At 42.8% G+C, this 22,044-nt stretch carries 19 protein-coding genes; 18 read left to right on the forward strand and 1 reads right to left on the reverse strand.

The window, feature by feature from the left end; all coding sequences use genetic code 11:
- Positions 1-44: 44 nt before the first annotated feature.
- The 10 genes from mnmG (at position 45) to AC4PHB_RS10545 (ending at position 10,632) form a co-directional block, all read left to right on the forward strand.
- Positions 45-1,943: a tRNA uridine-5-carboxymethylaminomethyl(34) synthesis enzyme MnmG gene (mnmG, locus tag AC4PHB_RS10500; protein ID WP_492136374.1), complete on the forward strand. Its 1,899-nt coding sequence runs from the start codon at positions 45-47 to the stop codon at positions 1,941-1,943.
- 1 nt (position 1,944) lies between these two features.
- Positions 1,945-2,664: a 16S rRNA (guanine(527)-N(7))-methyltransferase RsmG gene (gene rsmG, locus AC4PHB_RS10505; protein WP_492136375.1), complete on the forward strand. Its 720-nt coding sequence runs from the start codon at positions 1,945-1,947 to the stop codon at positions 2,662-2,664.
- Positions 2,665-2,876: 212 nt separating this feature from the next.
- Positions 2,877-3,641, forward strand: coding sequence for a ParA family protein (locus AC4PHB_RS10510; RefSeq protein WP_492136376.1), 765 nt, complete (start codon positions 2,877-2,879; stop codon positions 3,639-3,641).
- A 33-nt stretch (positions 3,642-3,674) separates the two neighbouring features.
- On the forward strand, positions 3,675-4,544 hold the full coding sequence (locus AC4PHB_RS10515; RefSeq protein ID WP_492136377.1) for a ParB/RepB/Spo0J family partition protein: 870 nt from the start codon (positions 3,675-3,677) through the stop codon (positions 4,542-4,544).
- 34 nt (positions 4,545-4,578) lie between these two features.
- The gene (locus AC4PHB_RS10520) at positions 4,579-5,475 is read left to right on the forward strand and encodes a PhzF family phenazine biosynthesis protein (RefSeq protein ID WP_492136378.1); all 897 of its coding nucleotides are present in this window, start codon (positions 4,579-4,581) and stop codon (positions 5,473-5,475) included.
- Between the two features lie 21 nt (positions 5,476-5,496).
- Positions 5,497-6,135 carry a cyclodeaminase/cyclohydrolase family protein gene (locus AC4PHB_RS10525; RefSeq protein ID WP_492136379.1) on the forward strand — a complete coding sequence of 213 codons (639 nt, stop codon included), beginning with the start codon at positions 5,497-5,499 and terminating at the stop codon, positions 6,133-6,135.
- Positions 6,136-6,153: 18 nt separating this feature from the next.
- Positions 6,154-7,296 carry an aminotransferase class V-fold PLP-dependent enzyme gene (locus tag AC4PHB_RS10530; RefSeq protein WP_492136380.1) on the forward strand — a complete coding sequence of 381 codons (1,143 nt, stop codon included), beginning with the start codon at positions 6,154-6,156 and terminating at the stop codon, positions 7,294-7,296.
- Positions 7,297-7,307: 11 nt separating this feature from the next.
- Complete coding sequence (locus AC4PHB_RS10535) at positions 7,308-7,865, forward strand: DUF4446 family protein (protein ID WP_492136381.1); 558 nt, start codon at positions 7,308-7,310, stop codon at positions 7,863-7,865.
- Positions 7,840-8,718: a diacylglycerol/lipid kinase family protein gene (locus AC4PHB_RS10540; RefSeq protein ID WP_492136382.1), complete on the forward strand. Its 879-nt coding sequence runs from the start codon at positions 7,840-7,842 to the stop codon at positions 8,716-8,718. Before AC4PHB_RS10535 ends, AC4PHB_RS10540 begins: the two co-directional genes overlap by 26 nt.
- Before the next feature lie 252 nt (positions 8,719-8,970).
- Positions 8,971-10,632 carry a peptidoglycan DD-metalloendopeptidase family protein gene (locus tag AC4PHB_RS10545; protein ID WP_492136383.1) on the forward strand — a complete coding sequence of 554 codons (1,662 nt, stop codon included), beginning with the start codon at positions 8,971-8,973 and terminating at the stop codon, positions 10,630-10,632.
- Between the two features lie 53 nt (positions 10,633-10,685).
- Here AC4PHB_RS10545 and AC4PHB_RS10550 read toward each other — a convergent pair whose 3' ends face one another.
- Entirely contained in the window at positions 10,686-13,379 is a 2,694-nt protein-coding gene (locus tag AC4PHB_RS10550) for a cation-translocating P-type ATPase (RefSeq protein WP_492136384.1), read from the reverse strand.
- A 319-nt stretch (positions 13,380-13,698) separates the two neighbouring features.
- On the opposite strand from AC4PHB_RS10550, the gene AC4PHB_RS10555 reads away from it, so the two are divergent.
- The 8 genes from AC4PHB_RS10555 (at position 13,699) to surE (ending at position 21,969) form a co-directional block, all read left to right on the forward strand.
- Entirely contained in the window at positions 13,699-14,391 is a 693-nt protein-coding gene (locus AC4PHB_RS10555) for a response regulator (RefSeq protein ID WP_492136385.1), read from the forward strand.
- 1 nt (position 14,392) lies between these two features.
- On the forward strand, positions 14,393-16,180 hold the full coding sequence (locus AC4PHB_RS10560) for a HAMP domain-containing sensor histidine kinase (protein WP_492136386.1): 1,788 nt from the start codon (positions 14,393-14,395) through the stop codon (positions 16,178-16,180).
- Between the two features lie 87 nt (positions 16,181-16,267).
- A complete protein-coding gene (locus tag AC4PHB_RS10565) occupies positions 16,268-16,792 on the forward strand; it encodes a hypothetical protein (protein ID WP_492136387.1) in 525 nt (174 codons plus the stop codon).
- Positions 16,793-16,813: 21 nt separating this feature from the next.
- Positions 16,814-18,235 (forward strand): hypothetical protein, encoded by a 1,422-nt coding sequence (locus AC4PHB_RS10570; protein WP_492136388.1) that lies wholly within the window; start codon positions 16,814-16,816, stop codon positions 18,233-18,235.
- 10 nt (positions 18,236-18,245) lie between these two features.
- Positions 18,246-19,094 (forward strand): two-component system regulatory protein YycI, encoded by an 849-nt coding sequence (gene yycI / locus AC4PHB_RS10575; RefSeq protein WP_492136389.1) that lies wholly within the window; start codon positions 18,246-18,248, stop codon positions 19,092-19,094.
- Positions 19,095-19,230: 136 nt separating this feature from the next.
- Positions 19,231-20,028 carry an MBL fold metallo-hydrolase gene (locus AC4PHB_RS10580; protein WP_492136390.1) on the forward strand — a complete coding sequence of 266 codons (798 nt, stop codon included), beginning with the start codon at positions 19,231-19,233 and terminating at the stop codon, positions 20,026-20,028.
- A gap of 11 nt (positions 20,029-20,039) precedes the next feature.
- A complete protein-coding gene (gene htrA / locus AC4PHB_RS10585) occupies positions 20,040-21,188 on the forward strand; it encodes a serine protease HtrA (protein WP_492136391.1) in 1,149 nt (382 codons plus the stop codon).
- Between the two features lie 10 nt (positions 21,189-21,198).
- Positions 21,199-21,969, forward strand: a complete 771-nt coding sequence (gene surE, locus AC4PHB_RS10590; protein WP_492136392.1) for a 5'/3'-nucleotidase SurE — start codon at positions 21,199-21,201, stop codon at positions 21,967-21,969.
- The last annotated feature ends 75 nt before the right edge of the window (positions 21,970-22,044 follow it).

A 22,044-nucleotide genomic window follows, 5' to 3' on the forward strand; every position in this document is an offset into this window, starting at 1 on the left:
ACAACTAACAACTAACAACAATATTACCATTAAGGATGATTTTTATGAGAGAAGTAAAGAAATATATTGCCGGTGAATACGATGTAGTAGTCATTGGTGCAGGTCATGCAGGAGTAGAAGCAGCTTTAGCTCCCGCAAGGATGGGCCTACGGACAGCAATACTGACCATAAGCCTCGACGGGATAGTCGCCCTATCCTGTAATCCCAATATCGGAGGAACCGGGAAAGGTCACCTTGTAAGAGAGATCGATGCTCTTGGTGGAGAGATGGCATTAAACATCGACCGATCATTTATCCAAAGCAGGATGCTGAACCTTTCAAAGGGCCCAGCGGTCCACTCTCTCAGGGTACAGGCTGATAAGAAGAAATACCACATGGAAATGAAGAGGATACTTGAGGATGAACCAAACCTTACCCTAAGACAAGCAGAAGCGACGGATATTCTGTTTGAGGACAATAAGGCAAGAGGCGTTGTGACAAGGACAGGCGGAGTATATCTTGCAAAGGCCATAGTTATAGCTACAGGAACATATCTGGGCGGTATGGTCTATATCGGTGAGGTTAATTACCAGTCAGGTCCGGATGGAATGTTTCCCTCCCTTCTGTTGTCCGACTCACTTAAGGGCAAAGGTTTCCTGCTGAGAAGATTAAAGACAGGAACTCCTGCCAGAGTACACAGAGACAGCATAGATTACTCTGTTATGGAGATACAGCCGGGTGATGATGAAATAGTACCATTCTCCTTTCTTAATGCTGGCAAGAACTTTGATATCAAACAAGTACCTTGCTATCTGACTTATACGACTGAAGCCACTCATGATATCATCAGGGCTAATCTAGACAGATCTCCTATGTTCGCAGGCTATATAGAGGGTGTCGGACCGAGGTACTGCCCTTCCATTGAAGACAAAGTCGTCAGGTTTGCGGACAGGAATAAACATCAGGTATTTATTGAGCCAGAGGGATCATCAACCAAAGAGATGTATGTTCAAGGAGTCAGCTCTTCACTTCCGGAGGAAGTCCAGGTTGAAATGTACAAAAAAATAAAAGGTCTTGAAAATGTAAAATTCATGAGGACTGCTTATGCCATTGAGTACGATTCGATCGATCCGACGATACTGAAGAGAACTCTGGAGCACAAGGAGATCCAGAACCTTTTCTTTGCAGGCCAAATCAATGGCTCCTCAGGGTATGAAGAGGCTGCGGCTCAAGGGTTGATAGCAGGTATAAATTCAGCTTGCAACATCAAGGGACTAGAGCCCTTCGTACTGGATAGATCAGAGGCTTATATAGGAGTTTTGATAGATGACCTGGTCACAAAGGGTACCGACGAACCGTATAGAATGATGACCTCAAGAGCTGAATACAGATTGACATTAAGACAGGACAACGCTGACCTAAGACTTACAGGAAGAGGCTACGAGCTGGGCCTGGTAAGAGAAGACAGATATCAGAAAATGCTTGAAAAGGAGAAGCTTATGAGAGATGAGCTTGCCAGACTCTCGAGGATAATAGTTACACCTACCGAGGAAGCCAACAGAATTATTGAGGGAATGGGATCTACTCCTTTGAAGACAGCCTGGACACTATACGACCTTATAAAAAGGCCTGAGCTAACCTATGATTCGTTACTTCCATTCGATCCCGACAGGCAGTTTCTACCTAAGGACATAAGACTTCTGGTTGAAACTGAGATCAAGTATGAGGGGTATATAAAAAAACAGATGATACAGATTGAGCAGTTCAAGAAGCTTGAAAACAAGAGCATTCCAGAGGATATCAACTACGAATTTGTCAAAGGATTGAGCAACGAAGCCAGACAAAAGCTGGAAAAAATCATGCCGGATTCAGTAGGTCAGGCCTCGAGGATATCAGGGGTTACACCTGCTGATATAAATGTTCTGCTGATCCACTTGGAACAGCGCAGAAGGAGTGAGTCATAAGTTGATAAGCATCGAAGTATTGAGACGTACAGCTGGAGAAATGGGCATAGACTTAAATGAAGACGGTTTTAAGGCATTTCTAAAGTACAAAGAAATGATACTTGATTGGAATCAAAGGATAAATCTTACGACTATAACAGATAATGATGAGATGGATATCAAGCATTTTGCCGACAGTCTCTCTCCCGCCTTGACAGGAGTATTCGATGGCAGCAAAAAAGTTATCGACATAGGAACAGGAGCAGGATTTCCCGGAATTCCACTTAAGATTTGGAATCCGGAGCTAAAGGTTACTTTAATGGACAGCCTGAATAAACGGATCACCTTTCTTGAACTGGTAATAAAAGAGCTTGGCCTTAAGGAAATTAATGCAATCCATGGACGAGCTGAGGAGTTGGCCAGCAAGCCTGATTACAGGGAGGTCTTCGATGTTTGCATTTCAAGGGCTGTGGCTTCACTTGATACCTTGAGCGAATATTGTATTCCATTCGTAAGGCCGGGAGGTTGGTTTATAGCTATGAAAGGTCCATCTGCGATGGATGAGATCAAGCTTGCAGGCAAGGCAATCTCAACCCTGGGAGGATCTGTTGAAGATATTAGAGAGATTAGATTCCCCGGAACAGACATAGAACACACTTTGATTATGATAAAAAAACTGACGAAGACATCCTCAAAGTACCCAAGAGGTGGAGGAAAGCCAAGAAAATCTCCAATCAAGTAGCCCTGAAACAGTTGAAAACACTGAGTTAGGAGGAAATGTTCCACGTGAAACATCATTTAGATGTATTCCGTGGAACATTTTTATTCAAAAGAGTTCAGGATGTGCTATTATATATCTAACGAGTTAATTAACACTTACATTTAAGCGACCGGCGTTATGTTATCAACAGAATGCCGAATGAAGAGGATCATTTTGCCGGGAGGAGTGTTGGCATGGGAAAAGTAATTGCGATCTTTAATCAAAAAGGCGGAGTGGGAAAAACTACAACCAGCATCAATCTTGCTGCGGGTCTAGGAAAACTTGGGAAGAAGGTTCTTCTAATAGATATCGACCCTCAAGGAAACTCTTCCAGCGGGCTAGGGATAGACAAAAACGATGCTGAAGTAATCATATACGACATCCTGAGCAGTGAGGCCTCCATAGTTGAGGGAATTTATGATACCTCAGCGGAGAATGTCAGGATCATACCGTCAAATAATCAGTTGGCTGGTCTGGAGATCGAACTTGCCAGAAAGGAAGGATGGGAGACAGTTCTTAAGGACATTATCGGAGAAATCAAAGGCGAGTTTGACTTTATATTTATCGACTGCCCGCCATCCCTTGGAATACTAAGCGTCATAGGCTTGATTGCTTCAGATAGCGTAATAATACCAATACAATGCGAGTACTACGCCTTGGAGGGAGTGAGTCAGCTTTTCCAGACTATCGAGCTCGTCAAGAAGAGCTACAATCCTGGCTTGGAAGTGGAAGGCGTCGTGCTGAGCATGTTCGATGGAAGGACCAATTTATCGATTCAGGTTGTAGAGGAGGTCAAGGCTTTTTTCAAAGGGAAGGTTTATACCAGTATAATTCCTAGAAATGTCAGACTGGCTGAGGCTCCATCTTACGGATTGTCAATTATGGACTATGACAATAAATCGAAGGGTGCTGACAGCTATATGGAGCTCGCAGAGGAATTTTTATTCCTTCAGGATTGATAGAGGGATTGCAACTTAAAGGGAGAGGATCAAATGAACGCTAAGAGAAGGGGACTGGGTAAGGGTCTGTCTGCATTGATTCAGGATAAGGAAAAAGCGGAGGAACTGATTAGCGACGCAAAGCTTAATCCATCAGAGACGGTAGAGGAGGTTGAGGTAGTCAGGATATTTCCTAAGTCAGATCAGCCGAGAAAAATCTTTGATGAAGATGCTTTAAACGATCTAAAAGCCTCCATTAAAGAAAACGGCGTCATACAGCCAATAATACTAAGGAAAAAAGATGATAGATATGAAATAATTGCTGGTGAGAGACGTTGGAGGGCAGCCAAGGCTGCGGGCCTGGTAAGGATACCATCAATTATCAGAGAAATCGATGAGGAAACAGCTGCAAAAATATCCCTTATAGAAAATGTCCAGAGAGAAAACTTAAATCCTATCGAGGAGGCCGAGGCCTATAAGAGACTTATGAGCGAGTACAGCCTGAAGCAGGAAGAGCTTGCCAAGGCTGTAGGGAAGAGCAGATCTTATATAAGCAACAGCATAAGGCTTTTAAACCTTGACGAGCGGATAATAGGATATATATATGAAGGAAAGCTTACCGGTGGTCATGGCAAGGCACTGTTGGCTATAAAGAATCGAGAAGAACAACTTAAGGCTGCTGATAGGATAATTCAAACGGGCATGAATGTAAGAGAAGCTGAAGAGAAGGCTAAGATTTCCAAGAAGAAGTCTAAGAGGAATAAAAAGTCAAAGGAACTTTTTATGGTTGAGCTGGAGGAAAAGCTGATGGGAGCACTGGGGACAAAAGTTACCCTCAACCACGGAAGGAAGTCAGGCAAGATCGAAATAGAATACTACAATGATGACGACCTGGAACGGCTTATTGACTTGATTGTAGGCTAATGTTCCACGTGGAACATTTCGAAAGGAGAGCACTATGGAAGTAAATATATTTCAGGTTGATGCTTTTACCAATACTCCATTCGGAGGAAATCCTGCTGGAGTAGTGACCAACTCCAAAGGCCTTAAGGATGATGACATGCAACGGATCGCGAATGAGATGAATCTTTCAGAGACTGTGTTTATAAGGCAGCTTGAGGATTGCTACTTCAAGGTAAGATACTTCACTCCATTATGTGAGGTTGATCTTTGCGGGCATGCAACAATAGCAGGAATATATACCCTTGCAAAAAAAAGGTATATCAAGGCAATAGAAAAGGGAACTAAGAAGGCAAGGATCGAGACCAGGCTTGGGCCGCTTACTGTAGATATTGCATTTTCAGGTTATGAGCCTCAGTATATAGTAATGGAGCAGGACACCCCAAGAGCCATTGGAAGGGTTGAGGAGATAAATGAACTTGCAGCTGCAATGGGTATCAATGTCGGTGATATCGGTATTGATGGTACGAATGCAGCGTCTGAGATAGTATCGACTGGTCTTCCAGATATAATAATGCCTGTTAGAAACGAAGAAATACTTAAGAGCATAAATGTCGATAATCAGGCATTGACTGTACTTAGTAATAGATTGAAGGTTACAGGAGTTCATGCATTTGCATTGGACAAGGACCAGGAAGACGAAGCTGTTGCAAGAAACTTTGCCCCTGCAGTAGGAATACCTGAAGAAGCTGCGACTGGAACGTCGAACGGTGCATTGATTTACTATTTGAAATCAAACAATATCCTTAAGGGCGAGAGACTTCTTGTAAGACAAGGTCAATATATGAATAGACCTAGTCAAATAGCTTGCTTTATTAGCCAGGGAGAATCCGGATTCAAGGTCAAGGTAGGAGGATCAGCTTCGATCGTGCTTGAGGGAATAATGAAATTTTAAGATAATACGGAGGTGCATATAATGTTGATAGAATTAACGGCCAAGGAATATGTAAGAAGCGTTTCAAGTGAAAACCCTACTCCGGGAGGCGGTAGCGTTGCTGCGCTTGCAGGCAGCCTAGGGGGAGCTCTTACCAATATGGTTGGAAATCTTACAATAGGAAAGAAGGTATATGACGAGGTACCGCATGAAGAAAAAGTCAAAATGGAGGAGGCCTTTCAAAACATCGACAGGCTCATGGAAGAGCTGATCCTTATAGTTGATGAGGATTCAACTGCTTTTGATGACGTTATGCAGGCGTTTAAGCTTCCAAAAGAAACTGATGAGGAGAAAAAGCTCCGGGCCAATGCAATACAGGAGGGCTATAATAAGGCAATGGAGGTACCTTTGAAATGTGCTGAAAAGTGCCTTGAAATATTGAGACTTCAGGATGTTTTTGCAAACTATGGCAATGTAAATGCGATCACCGATGTTGGAGTAGGTACACTACTGGCATACACAGGCCTTGAGGGCGCTCTGTTTAACGTCATCATCAATCTCAAGAGCATAAAGGACCAGGAATACAAGTCTCAAATCGAGAGTCGTGTGGATGCCTTGATGGAAGAGGGAAAGAAATTAAAGGAAGAAATGCTTGAGATAGTCTACAAAAGATTGTCATAAGCAAAAGAAGGAGATATTATGTACTATTTTGATAATGCTGCAACAAGCTATCCAAAGCCTCAGAGGGTATATGACAAAATGCTTGAAGCGATGAAGGAATATGGAGCAAATCCTGGGCGATCAGGCCATAAGCTTGCTCTTAGAGCGGGAAGAGAGATTTTTAATACACGACAGCTGCTTTCTGAGCTATTTGGAATTGAGGATCCTTTGGATATAGCCTTCACCTTCAACTGCACCGAGAGTCTAAATATAGGTATTCAAGGAATGCTAAAGTCCGGTGACCATGTCGTAACTACTTCGATGGAGCACAACTCGGTGTTGAGGCCAATAAAGGCACTTGAGAGACTCGGTGTGGAGCATACGATAGTCTGGGCTGACGACAAAGGAAGAATAACAAAGGAAGGTATTGAAGCTGCAATTAAAGAAAATACCTCCTTAATAGTCATGACTCATATGTCAAATCTACTGGGCACGATCATGCCCATTACCGAAGTAGGGATGCTTGCAAAGTCGAAGGGTATACCATTCCTGGTTGACGCTGCCCAATCAGCAGGCGTAATACCAATAGATGTAAACAAAGACAACATAGATATTCTCGCATTCCCAGGGCATAAAGGATTGTTTGGACCCCAGGGGACAGGTGGGATCTATATTAGGAAAGGAATTCCTGTAAAACCTCTGACCTACGGAGGTACGGGAAGCGCATCCTATTCGATGGTCCAACCCGAGATCATGCCAGATATGCTGGAGAGCGGGACCCCCAACGCACCAGGGATAGCTGCTCTGGGTGAAGGAATAAGGTTCATCAATGAAACAGGTGTTATGAAGATCAGAAAGCATGAAGAGGATCTATTACAGCACTTTTTGGAGGAAGCTAAAAATATTGAGGGACTAAAGCTTTATGGGCCGGGAAATACCGGTGGACAGATTGGGGTAGCTGCCTTCAATCTTAGGGACTTGGACTCATCACATCTTGCATTTATATTGAGTGAGGAATACGAGATCCTGGCAAGGCCGGGTCTTCATTGTGCTCCATTGGCACATGAGACTATAGGGACTACCGAACAAGGAGCTGTAAGGTTCAGCTTCGGCATTTTTAACGACCACATTGAGATCGAGCATGCCATTAAGGCGCTTAGGGAGATATCCAGACAAATATAGAGGGTGGAACGATGACTGCATTGCTTGAATTTATGGGAAATAATGTAAATACAATACTACTGATACTGACTGCCTGTTTTGTTGTTTTGGCAGGCCTTCTTGCCGCAACATTTAAAAGCCTAAGAAAGCAGAGAAACAGGTATTATGAGTTGACAAGGGATCTTGAAGGGGTAAACTTCGAGGATCTTATCATTCAGCTTAATAGAGATATATCAAGTCTAAATAGGGATGTAAACCTTATAGAAAGCAATATACTTTCAATTGAGACAAAGCTTACCTTCGCCCTGCAAAAAATCGGTTTCATTCGATACAATGCATTTGAAGACATAGGAAGTGATCTTAGTTTTTCCATAGCACTCTTAGATGCATACAACAATGGCTTCGTTATTACCAGTATATATGGAAGAGAAAGATCCGTAAGCTTTGCAAAGCAGGTAAAGAACGGGAAATCCAACATCCCAATATCTCCTGAGGAGAGAATGGCAATAGAGAGAGCTGTAAGGGGAGAAAAGCCATTGGATTCCTTTGACAGAGGAGGGGAAAATGTCCAAATATCTCTTTTTAGTTAATCCTGTTGCCGGAGGCGGCAAGGCTCTGGGATATGTCGATCATATCAGAGCAAGAATGGACGAACATGGCTTGATATACAAGATGGTAACCTCTACCAAGCCTGGTGAGGCAACAACGATAGTCGAGTCCAACTCTGAGTGGGAAATTTGTGTGGCGGTTGGAGGGGATGGAACTGTAAATGAGGTAGCGAGGGGAATATTAAACAGAGGTGGAGGCATATTGGCAATTATCCCGGGAGGAACTGGGAATGACCTTGGCAAGTCACTGGGAATTGAAGAAGACCTTGATGGAGCTTTGAATAAGCTTATACAGAGCAAAGCGATGGAAATCGATCTTGGGAAAGTCAAGGATAAGTACTTTTTCAACATATCCAGCCTTGGATTCGACTCAGAGGTGGTTAGACATACTGATAAAATCAAGAGATTTGTTAAGGGCAAGACCGCCTATATACTTGGAGTTATAACTGCTCTGATCGTTTACAGGAGCAAAAGGATGGTATTTGAAGTGGATGGAAGGCATATTGTGAGAAAGGCCACGCTCGTAGCAGTTGGAAATGGGAGGTACTACGGAGGCGGTATGATGATTTTACCTATGGCTAAAGTAGACGATGGCCTGTTGGATGTATGTGTGGTTAAGGACATCAGTAACCTGAGGATACTGACGCTTTTTCCGACCATATTCAAGGGAGAGCACGTTAAGTACGAAAAGTACGTTGAGTTCTATACAGCTAAGAAAGTCGTAGTAAAAGCAGAAGGCAGCTATTTATTGAATATTGACGGTGAGCTGTTTGAAATAAAGGATGAGGAAGTTGAGTTCAAACTGGCTGAGGAGAGGCTTTCTGTCATTTGCTAAATTATAAATTTTTTGTAACAATTGATCAAAATTTAGAATGTAAATATATGACAACTATGGACCCCTTGCAAATACTACTGCAGGGGGTCCATCAATGTCCAATTCCAAGTATGAGTACAAGTTGTTGGAGATGACTTTAAAAAGTTGTATTATTCGCTCAGCCTTGGTATAATGGTTTCGTGAATGTTACAATTTGGTTACAAAATAAATTACCTAAGCATCAATAAGGTAAGGTTTGGAGGAGATTATTGGATGAAGCACGGCTCTTCAACACTTAACTTTGAGAGATTAAAAGGACTTTTTTCTTTTAAAAATAGAATGACCAGAGCACTGATAGCTTTGATGGTGGCAGCCTCGATAGTGGGTATCGGCTTTGCCAGCTATTCTGCAAACGAGGCTAAAACAAGGGCATTTGAGGTTTATCTTGGAGATGAACCAATAGGGGTCGTCAGAACAGAGGAAGAGGCTGTCAAAGCCTATGACGACATCGAGGAAAGATTATCCAGTACATATGACATGGGAGTCGTATTGGACAAGGAGCTGGCATTCCAGCCAACACACGCCAAGGACGAAGAGCTAACTGAGTATGGGGAGCTTAAGTCAAATATACAAACCAGGATCAGCGTGCAGGTAACAGGCTACAGCCTGGACATAGACGGCGAGAGGCTGGGGATATTCAAGTCAAAGGATGAAGTCAATTATATTCTTGACACCATCAAAAAGCCTTACCTCCCGGCAGTTCAAGGCGAGGAGACAGCCGAAGAAGCAGAGGTTGCAGCGCCTGAACCACAAAAAGAGCCTGCGACGCATACGATACAATCCGGGGAAAATTTCTGGACTATTGCAAAGAAGTACAATTTATCTGCAATGGATCTTATGAAAGCAAATTCTAATCTTAATCCAGACAGATTAAAACCAGGGGATGTAGTTAAGCTTTCAGAGGGAGAACTACAAATTACTTCCGCAACTAAGGCTCCAACGTCATCAAACGAGCAAGATAGAGATGTCGTTATCAAAGAGGTCAAGTTCCTTGAAACCGTTGATATAAAACCGGTAGAGACAAGCTTTGGAAGTCTTTCCGATCCTGAGAAGGCTATTGAGGCCATTATAGCGGGTAAGGAAGCTATGAAAACTCATGTGGTTGAGGTAGGGGAGAGCTACTGGATAATTGCAAGGATGTACGATACTACTGTTGAGGCTCTTGAAAGTGCAAATCCGGAGCTGTCGTCGGCTAAGCTAAAGCCAGGGGACGAGGTCAAGCTGTTCGTTCCAGTACCTCTATTGACAGTTGTAACTCATGAGGAAGTCAAATATATTGCAGACATAGATTTTGAGACCAAGGTTGAAAATGACGACTCTTTGTATAAGAACCAAAAGAAGATCATAATTAAGGGAGTTAATGGTAAGGCTGATGTACTGGCAGAGGAAATTAGACATAATGGAATATTAGTGGAAGAAGTTATTATCGAGAAGAATATACTTGAAGAGCCAAAGACTGAGGTAGTTGCCCAGGGTACCAAGGAGCTTCCAAAGACAGCAGCTGTAGGATCCTTCGTAATGCCTACCAGAGGCAGAGTATCATCACCGTATGGCATGAGAAACGGAAGGATGCACAAAGGAATAGACTTAGCTAACAGCAAGGGCACAGCAGTTTATGCAGCAGATGGAGGAAAGGTAACCTTTGCAGGATATAAGGGAAGCTATGGCTACTTGATCGAGATCAATCACGAGAATGGATATGTGACGAGATATGCTCATAATAGCAAGCTTCTTGTAAAGTCAGGTGATAGAGTATATAGAGGTCAACAAATAGCTACCATGGGCAGTTCGGGGAGATCGACCGGCTCTCATCTTCACTTTGAGGTCTTGATCAACGGGACACATAAAAATCCATACAGCTACATTTTCAGGTAAAGACAAAGGAAGTCCAAAATAATCGGACTTCCTTTTTTAATGCGGATTTTTTATTACTTTGAAAGCTTCGCCATAACTACCTTGGTCAGCTCACCTACTACCAGAGGTATGAAGGCAAATGACAGTACTATTTCCCAGTCTACTAAGGTCAGTGGGAAGGTGTAGAATATACCGTTCATGAACGGGATATAAATTACTGCAAGAAGTAGCATAAATGCGCCAAGTGTTGCATATACCATGGACTTATTTGAGAATACTCCTATTTTTGCAAGAGTAAACTTTTGTGACCTGCTGGAATAAGCTCTTAAAAGCTCTGCTACAATCAACGTTGCAAAGGTAATTGTCCTGGCTTCCTCAATATTTTCCAGACCATACATTCTTAGGGATAACAGGTATGCAGAAAGTGATGCTGCAGCTACTGCTATCGCCTGGAAGGTTACCCCAACAAGCATTCTCTTATCAAGTATTGCTTCATCGGGATTTCTTGGAGGCTGGTTCATTATATCAGGCTCGCCTTTTTCTACACCAAGTGCCAAAGCTGGGAAGCTGTCAGTAACAAGATTTAGCCATAGAAGCTGTATCGGAAGCAATGGGACCGGGAGATTCATGAGTATACTTGTAAAAACCAACAGGATTTCTCCTATATTACACGACAACAGAAAGTATACAAATTTCTTGATGTTGCTGAAGATTATTCTTCCCTCTTCGACAGCTGCTACTATGCTTGCGAAATTATCATCTGTAAGAATCATTTCAGCCGTATTTTTAGCGACGTCAGTACCTGTGATCCCCATCGATACGCCAATATCAGCCTTCTTTATCGCAAGTGCGTCATTAACACCGTCACCGGTCATGGCTGCTATATCGCCATTAGCTCTAAGTGCTGATACTATCCTCACCTTATGCTCAGGCGATACCCTTGCAAATACCTTTGTATTCTTTACGACCTCCTGAAGCTCCTCGTCACTTATTCCGTCAAGCTTTTCTCCCATCATTGCCTGGTCTTCGTTATCTGCCATCCCAAGGTCCTTAGCTATTGCAAAGGCGGTTTCCTTGTAGTCTCCAGTGATCATGATTGCATTGACGCCGGCCTTCTTGCATAGTGCAATTGCATCTCTGGCCTCAGGTCTTGGTGGATCGATCATTCCTGTGAGGCCGACAAATATCATATCAGATTCGTTATAATCAGGTGAAGGTTCTGTAGGAAGAGAAGCATATTCCTTAAAGGCAAAAGCCAAAACCCTCAACGCAGCTCTCGAAAGGTCAGAGTTGACCTTTAAAACCTCTGATTTTAGCTCTGGGGTGAATTCACGCACCCTTCCGTCCAGAATTATCCTGCTGCATCTGCCTATTATTATGTCAGGTGCTCCCTTGGTAAAAGAGGATACGCCCTCATCGTTGGGCATATCATGGAATGTGGTCATCATTTTTCTCTCTGAATCGAACGGTATCTCTTCTATCCTCTTGTACATGTGGTTGAGCTCAGCCGAATCTATGCCTGCCTTTCCAGCCAGAGTCACCAATGCACCCTCCGTGGGATCACCTATTATTCTATACATACCGGATGAGTTATCCAATTTAGCATCATTTGCCAGCGCAGCTATCGTCAATAAAAGCTTTAAGCCGCTCGATTCATTAGTAGTTATAATGTTACCTTCAAGTTTGAAATCACCTGCAGGCTCGTAACCAGTCCCCTCTACCTCTATAAGCTTGTTATCTGCCAGGACCTTTACAACAGTCATTTCGTTCTGAGTCAGAGTACCAGTTTTGTCTGTACATATTACAGAGGTCGCACCTAATGTTTCCACTGCAAGAAGTTTTTTTACTATCGCATTTCTTTCAACCATCTTGTTCATTCCGATTGCAAGAACTATGGTTACAATAGCAGGTAAGCCTTCTGGTATTGCTGCAACTGCAAGACTAATGGATATCATGAACATCTCAAGAACCTCTCTGCCCTGAAGAAGACCTATCCCAAATACAGCCACGCACACAGCAATTGTAGTCATGCCAAGGACCTTTCCCAGCTGATTTAGCTTCTTCTGGAGCGGAGTTGCCTCCTCCTCGAAGGTCTGGATCATCGCCGCGATCTTACCTATCTCAGTCCCTTCAGCCGTTTCAACTACAACACCCTTACCACGGCCGTAGGTTATGATGGTGCTCATGTAAGCCATATTATGCCTGTCTCCAAGAGAGACCACATCTGTATAAGTTTCCTGAGCTCTCTTTTCAACAGGAACTGACTCTCCAGTAAGCGAAGCTTCCTCGACCTTAAGGTTTGAGCTTTCTACAAGCCGGAGGTCTGCAGGGATTATATCTCCGGTCTCCAGGATGACAAGATCACCAGGGACAAGCTGGCTTGAAGAAATCTCTTTAGGATTACCATCCCTTAAGACCTTGGCTGTGGGGGACGCCATTTTCTTTAAAGCCTCCAGTGCTTTTTCAGCTTTACCCTCTTGATAGAGTCCAAGCAGCGCATTTACTACTACGATGGACATTATTACGATTGCATCCTTTGCCTCTCCGACGAAAACAGATATAAGTGCCGCTGCAATAAGTATAAGGATCAGAAAATCCGAAAACTGAGCAATCAGCTTTTGTAGAAAGCTCTTACCCTCCTGCTCCTTCAGCTCATTTGGCCCAAAGGTCTCCAGTTTAGATCGAGCACCCTCTGAGGAAAGACCTGCAGTTAAGCTCGTCTCTAAGCTCTGTGCTACCTCCTCAGGGCTCTTTTGATACCATTCCATACTACCCCTTCTTTCTTATAAGTCTTATTAATGTATACCCTTAAAGCAAACAAAAAAGACTCCTGCCCGTGATATACACAAACAAAAGTCTTGCTTACTACCTCAGGTAGTTTGACAGCCGGGTTTGACCGTATTGACGACTGTCATTTATCAAGCTACTCCCTTTTGATATGATGATTATAATACATGCAGAGCCCAATTGCAAGGAGGATATGTTGATTTCAAGGCTGTTGACGGATCCCAGGGCTATAGTGATTGACTTATTTGGTATATTAAGAGATAATTTAGTTACTAAATAGACAATTCTGGAGTGATTGCCATGAACAACCGTATTCTGATCGTAGACGATGAAAAAGCCATAGGAGATATCATTAAGTATAACCTTGAAAAGGAAGGCTTTGAGGTTGAGCTTGCCTTTGACGGCGAAGAAGGTCTGGAGAAAATCAAGGTAAAGGAACCACATCTACTTGTACTTGACATCATGATGCCTAAGAAAGATGGATTTCAGGTGCTGAAGGAGATCAGACCGACGTTTAAATTTCCCGTTATTGTCCTGACGGCGAAGGAGGAAGAAGTTGACAAGGTTCTGGGACTTGAGCTCGGAGCCGATGACTACATGGTAAAGCCCTTCAGCATGAGAGAGCTCATAGCCAGGGTCAAAGCAAACCTCAGAAGGATGGACTATGACTTGACTGCAGGAAACGGAGCCGCAGAGATCAAATCTCAGGATCTTGAGATAGATATAAGCAGATATGAGGTCAAGAAAAATGGAGATGTTGTTGACTTGACCTTGAGGGAGTTCGAGCTATTAAAGTTTCTGGCCTTAAGCGCAGAGCAGGTATTCACAAGAGAGCAGCTGCTTGAAAAGGTATGGGGCTATGAGTATTACGGGGATATTAGAACTGTAGATGTTACAGTAAGGCGACTTAGGGAGAAAATTGAGGATGACTCCGGTGATTTTAAGTATATACTCACCAAACGTGGAGTAGGCTATTACTTCAGGAGGGGCTAGGATGTTTTCAAGCATTAGGTGGAAATTCATCGTGGTCTATTTCCTGTTGGTATTTATTGCCATGGTGATCATAGGAGTATTCATAGTCAACAGCCTTGAAAACCAGCAATTGGAAAATATATCCATATCTATGGAGCAGCAGCTTGAGACTATTGTATCCACCTCTAGTGACATCGCCGGTGAAAATTGGTTGGAAAACCGCCAGGGAATCCAGAACACCATAGAGGAATGGAGACTGGGGGCAGGCGAGACCCTTTATGTTATTTACAATGAGGAGGTCCCTACGATACTTGCATCATCGCTTAAGCAAGCAGGAGGATTAATGGGGCAAAATGCTCTTTCATATAAGAATATGGATCCGGGACTTATTCTAGATGCTTTCAACGGAGATAAGGGAGAACTTATCATTAGGGATGAGTCTGCCGGGAAGGACTTCATGCACAGGGCATACCCTGTATTGTCGAGCCTTGGCAGGATCACAGGTGTACTCTATATGACAGCAGATCTGTCGAATATTGCGCGAACTGTTGATGATTCAAAGGTTATCCTTACGAATGCTACCCTTATAGCACTCTTAATAACAATAATACTAGGATTTCTTATAGCCAGCAGCATTACTGAGCCGATCAGAGACGTTACCAAGAAAGCAGAGGAGATGTCGCTCGGTGATTTCGATCAGTTCGTCGAGGTCAAAAGCGACGATGAGATCGGACAGCTGGCAGGAATGTTCAACCAGTTGACGACCAAGCTTAAGCTTACCATCGGAGAGATGGACCTTGAGCGAAGCAAGCTGGATACAATTTTCAGCTATATGGCTGAAGGGGTCATAGCAGTCGACAGAGAAGGCAGACTTATTCACGCCAATCCCATTGGACAAAAGCTGATGGAGCTTGATGAGGAAAGCATCCACTCAGGGATTGAGTTGGATCTTTCGTATATTGATCTGGTAAGTATTGATTACAGCAAGCCGGAGACTCTTGATGGAGAAAAGATATATGAAACCATCGATGGAGTATATAAAGTGAAGTATGCACCATATCGCGATGAGAGGGATGACATAGCCGGGATCATTATGGTATTCCAGGACATCACTCAGGAGCACAAGCTTGAGAGCATGAGAAAGGAATTCGTAGCTAATGTTTCTCATGAGCTGAAGACTCCTATAACAACTATAAAGAGCTATACTGAGACATTGATGGATGAAGGAGTAGAGATGGAGATACAGAAGAGATTCCTCTCTGTTATAGACAGCGAATGTGACAGAATGGCAAGGTTGGTCAGAGATCTGCTCCAGCTTTCAAATATCGATTATAAGAAAACGAAATGGGTCCGAACAGAGCTGTTTATCAATCGACTTCTTCAGGATATCATTTCAAAGCTGGAGGTACTTGCCAGAGATAAGGGTCAGAGGGTCAGCATGAGCTTTGCAGAACCGCTTCCGGTAGTAATGGGTGACAAGGATGGCATCGAACAGGTTTTGATCAATATTATTTCCAATGCTATCAAATATACTGAATCAGGAGGAGCGATAACAATAGCTACCACCAATGAGGATGAGAAGGTGCGGATCGAGGTATCCGACAATGGTATAGGAATACCTGAGGAGGACCTCACCAGGATATTTGAAAGATTTTACAGGGTTGAAAAGGGCAGAAGCAGAGATCTGGGGGGTACAGGATTAGGATTGTCCATAGCAAAGGAAATCATTGAAGCTCACAATGGCGAAATTATTCTTAAGAGTAAATACGGGTCCGGGACAACAGTCGAGATAATATTACCTTCAGCGTAATTTAATCTTAATTACTCTGTAATATTCCTGTAATAATTTAAAGGTATAATTCCTATGAAAGAATTTATGGTAAAGGAGGTTGAGAGTATGATGAAAAAGATACTTGTCAGTTTGATTTTGGCGATCGCAATATTTGGATTCGTCAAGGTTGGTCATGCGACTGGAGCTATAACACCGGTTCAAGGAACTGAACAAACCGTTATCGCACCTGAGATAGCTGCACAGTACCAAATTATAAAGCCTGACAAAACGATCTATTCCTCCTCAGAAAGAGTTGTGCTTATCAACGGCAAGGCACCCTCTGGAACAGAGATTACCATAAATATCTACGGGACTACTGATTTGACGAGAAGATCCTTCAATCTCGAAAGACTGCCATCGGAACAGGATTATATCCTATTGGTGACTGAGACAGCTACATCGGGCAATATGGGATTCTTCCAAAAGCAGCTGGATCTTGTAAGAGGCATTAATAAGATAGTTATAGATTTTGGCGTAGAAGGTTTGGATAAAAGTGAATTTATTGTATATACCTATGATTTAAGAAGGACGGAAGTAAGACCGACCTATACAAGGGACTCAGTATTCAGAACTATCCCTTTGATCAACTAGAGAATACAAGGAGAGGTTCAAATGAAGGAGAGGCTAAAAACCATTCTCCTTTTTCTTTTGGTAGGGTCAAGCTTGTATATGACTCAAAAACTATGGATCCAGTTTCCGACGAGCGTTACTGGATTTTTTCAGCCTGAGGCATCCTACTCCTCATCTTATCTGTTGTCCGACATGATAATACCTAACAAATATCTAATAATCTTCGGACCGGATTCTATGACAATGATGTATGACGCCAATAAATATGGCCTTTGGAATTCCACCAGAGACGCAGCGGCTAAGGTTTTGAGCTCATCTACCATTAGGATGGAGGAGCTGGAGCAAGGCTACGACACTGCATCGGCAGAAAGAGCGATCGTGTTCCATATGCCTGAAAAGCTAAGCACCTATATTGCAGCTAAAGCATGGAATGTAAATGAGCCAAATAATATAACGGATGCCATACCCTACATTGAGAGTATTACTGTCAGCTTGGGTACTGGGGATCCTTTTTTTGTATTTTCAGGGGAAGGCAAAGCACTGAAGGTCATGGATACAAGCATAGACTATTCTCAGATCGTTCAGGAGATGAATTCCATTGAGGACCAGAAGGGATACGACTATTACTATTCAATGTCTGATATATTTGATACAGCTAAGCAGGGGATATTTATACCCTATGAGATAAACCAAAGCCTTCCTGTAGTTTACGTCAGCAATTCCATTCCTCTTATGACTCTAGAGCAGAAGGATCAATTTGCTGAGAGATTTCTTGAGCAAAGGATAGATTATATAAGACAAATCACCGAGAGCAACGGGTCTAACATATACATCTACAACAATATGGTACTGAAATTCAACTCCAATGGTACAGTTGAATACTTCAGTTCGCTTCAGGATAGAGTTGAAGATAGGAATCTTTATTTAAGCCTGGTTACAGCAGCCGATTTCATCGATAGAAAGGCCTTTGCTGCAAGCGGGATGTACCTTGCAAGTACAACCGAGATCGAGGATGAGGATAGCGTAGGCTACAAACTCACCTTCAGGTATAGGATAAGGGGACTTCCGGTACTATTGGGGAACAGGGAAATACCCGAGTATGCTGAAATTGAAGTTTTCAACAATCAGGTCAGAAGCTATAAGCAGCTGTTCAGAAGAGAAGTTGGCAATGAGCTTGCGCAGACCTTTATGAGCAGGAAGATATTATCTTCCTTTGATGTAATTGATAAGAACTATTCATTCCTTGAGAGAAAATATCTTCAATACTCAGGAAACACTAAGGAATCACTGGGGGATCAGCTTCTGAGAGAGGTTCTTGGTTCGATCGAGGACGTAACGATTTCCTATTACGATCCAAATCTTAAAGACCAGGATGAGAGACTTATTGAGATTTGGCAGATTAGGGCTTATGGGAGACTATATGCCTTCAACGCATATACGGGAACACTAGTATTTGAAAGGTAGGTGATGAGCGATGGATTGGTCTAAGGCCAAAACGATCTTGATAATAGCATTGCTCTTTGCCAATGCGATCTTGGGGTATTTTGTTTTTACTGATTCGATGGCATCAAATTCCTTAGAGAGCATGTCTGCAAACATCCCGGTAGAAGAACTGCTGCAGAGAAAAGAAATCACTCTCCAGTCTGAGCTTCCGAGGACTCCGGAAAGTCTTCTGAGTATTACAGTAGAATTTGAACGAAACGAGCCATACGATATCAATTCAAGGTATTTTGACGGGAAGGGGATAAGGGAGCTTAGTGGAGAAGAGATAGAAGAGATTTACAGGGGCTATGAGTCTGTTACTATAGAGAATGGCAAGCTATTGATTTACGAAAACAGCGATAGGCTGATATTGGGAACCAAGACCGTCACACTTGATGATGCCGAAAATACTGCAAAAAAATTTCTCCATGAAAGAGGATACAACACAGAGGATATGAAACTTACGTATCATGCAGAGGAAATAGACGGATTCAGGCTTGAGTACTCCAAGACACTGGAGAATTCCTATGTCGAGATTGGGAATACGTCATTCTTAATTATAGGCGACTCAGTTAAAAGGATGGAGAGAACCTGGCTTAATACTGTTGAACTACAACAAAGCGATCTTACATTGATTCCGGCTGAAAAAGCAATTCTTGAGCTGCTAAGCATAGAGCAAGCCCATGGTAAAGCAGTGACTGATATCTCCCTATGCTACTACTTTGACCCTGAGAAGCAAAGCAATTACGAAGGTTACCAACAGGCAGCTCAAGGGAACGCAGTGCCTGGATGGAGGATACAGTTTGAGGATGGGACAAAGCTGGTTCTAGATTCAGAATAAAATACTAAAAAATTACAGCAATTAAACATTCTCTCAAGACTTGTGAGCTGAGAGGATGTTTTTTATATAAAAATAGAGTAAAGAGTGTTAAATATTGTTATAATTAAACCATAGCTTCACTTGAGGAGGACTTACAATGGCTGTTAAATTCTGCTCGCTTTCAAGCGGCAGCAGCGGGAATTGCCAATATGTTGAGACAGAGTCGACAAGACTTATAATAGATGCAGGCTTCAGTGGGAAAAGAATCGAGCAGCTGCTTAAGGAAATAGACGTGGATCCGAGGACGCTAGACGGGATACTAGTCACTCATGAGCATATAGATCACTCCAAGGGGGTAGGGATTCTTTCCAGACGATATGGAATTCCTGTATTTGCCAACGAAAAAACCTGGGTAGGTATGGAGCCTATAGTAAAGCAGGTAAAAACAGAGAACACCAAGGTATTTATTACTAACAAGAACATAGAAATAAAGGATGTTTTGATACATCCATTCAATGTGAATCATGATGCTCTTGAGCCAGTAGGCTATATTCTGTTTAGCGGAGATAAAAAGCTTAGCTTTCTGACAGATACAGGCTGGGTAAATGATTCCATGAAAGCAAGGATCCGTAACTCTCATCTTTTCTTCATGGAATCAAACCATGACATCAGGATGCTTAAGGAGGGATCATACCCTTGGCCGCTGAAGCAGAGGATATTAAGCCCCTTTGGACATTTGTCCAATGACGATGCAGCAGCCGTATTGGGGGATGTCCTCAGGGGGGAGAGTGAGATCGTGCTGCTTGCTCATCTGAGTCAGGACAACAATATTCCAAAGCTTGCCTTTGACACAGTGAGATCAGGACTTATGAGTCAGGGATTTGATGTTGATAATGATTTAAGGCTTTCTCTTACTAGAAGGGACGGCATAAGTGAGTTCTATATAATTGATTGAGGAGGAGTAACATGGACAACTACAACTACGGATCCTACTATCAGCCCCCACGGAAGAGAAGAAGCCTGCTATCCTATATAATCGTAGCAATAATCGCAGGATTACTGGGAGGGCTGGGGAGCGCATATATTGCTCCAAAATACCTTTATGGTAAATTGATCCCGGTTCCAGAGGTTTATCAAACCAATGCACCTTCCACAGTAAATACAATAACGATCAAGCCAATCGATGAAAGCAATGTAGTTGCAGCTGTAGCTAAAAAGTCTGTCAGCACAGTTGTCGGTATAACTACGATCCAACTGCAGAGAGACTTTCTTTGGACAACTCCGGTAGAGGGTGTAGGCTCAGGCGTTATCGTGCACAGTGATGGTTATATATTGACTAATTCTCACGTCATAGGAGATGGAAATGCCCAGGAGATCAACGTTCTATTTGAAAATGGAGATTCTCTTGAGGGTAGATTGCTTTGGTATGATGCTACTCTCGATCTGGCAGTCGTAAAGGTGAATGCCAATAACCTTCCTGTAGCTGAGTTAGGGGACTCTGATCTGGTGGAGGTAGGACAGATGGCAATAGCTATAGGGAATCCCCTAGGACTTGATTTTCAGAGGACTGTCACAGCCGGCGTAATTAGCGGTCTCCACAGGTCTATACAGATAAACAGGTACTCTGTTATGGAGGATCTTATCCAAACCGATGCCTCAATTAATCCAGGAAACAGCGGAGGACCACTTCTCAATGCTATCGGTCAGGTAATTGGAATCAACACAGCTAAGACTCAATCAGGAGAAGGTCTTGGATTTTCAATACCAATCAATCTGGTCAAACCGGTGATTGAAGAGATAATTGAGTCCGGAACCTTCAGGAATGTATATATAGGCTTTACTGGAAGTGAGGTTGCAGTATATGAAAGACAGATGAATATTGACATAAAAGCGCCAACAGGAGTAGTTGTAATTGAAATCATTGAGAATTCACCTGCATACTTGGCTGGTCTGAAGCCGATGGACGTTATCATAGCCGTCGACAACAATGAGGTAACCAGCATGTCCAATCTCCGAAAAATACTGTATAACTACAGGATTGGCGGGAAAGCAACATTGACTATTAACAGAGACGGAAATATAAGCAAGGTCCCAGTGACTTTCAAGGAATTTTAGGAGGAGACAGATGAAGATATTATTGGCAAATGATGACGGGATCATGGCACCTGGGATCCATAATCTTGCAAAGCATTTGATGGATAAGCACGAAATAATCATCGTAGCACCCGAGACTCAGAGAAGCGCTCAAAGCCATGCTATCACCCTACACAAACCAATAGTAATAAAGGAAGTTCAGCTTGACGGTATAGATGCACCGGCCTATAGCATATCCGGAACGCCGGCTGATTGTGTCAGGGTGGGGATGGAGCTGTTAACTGAAGGTGATATTGACATCGTACTATCAGGTATAAACATGGGACTAAATTCCGGGATGGATATTTTGTACTCTGGGACTGTTTCCGCTGCCATTGAAGCTAATCTCTATGGCATACCAAGCATCGCAGTTTCTGCTGAGTGGTGCAAGGGAGACGTAAACTATGAGATAGCAGCTAAATACGCAGTTAAGCTACTAGATAAGCTCGAGCTTGAAAAGATAGAAGCACCTATGGTCCTGAATCTTAATACTCCATATGAACTTCATGATCCGGACAAGCCTATCAAGGTTTGCAGGATAGGAGGCCCTATATATGACTACTATATGAGTGAGAGCAATGGGAATGGAGAAAAGACACTTAAGGTCATAGGGAGGAAGGACACGATCCTTGAAGAAGATACCGATAGGTTGTTCCTTTCGAACGGTTTTGCCACCTTGACCCCTTTAAGCTATGATTTTACAAATTTTAAGCTTATGGATAAGGTAAGAAACTGTATTGAAGAGGACAGTAAATGTGAATAAATATACCTGCTTCGGGTATCTATCCCACAAACCCATAAGAATGGGACCAGGATTACAATTTAAAGGAGATAGATA

Source organism: Gudongella sp. QWL-04, from assembly GCF_058683975.1.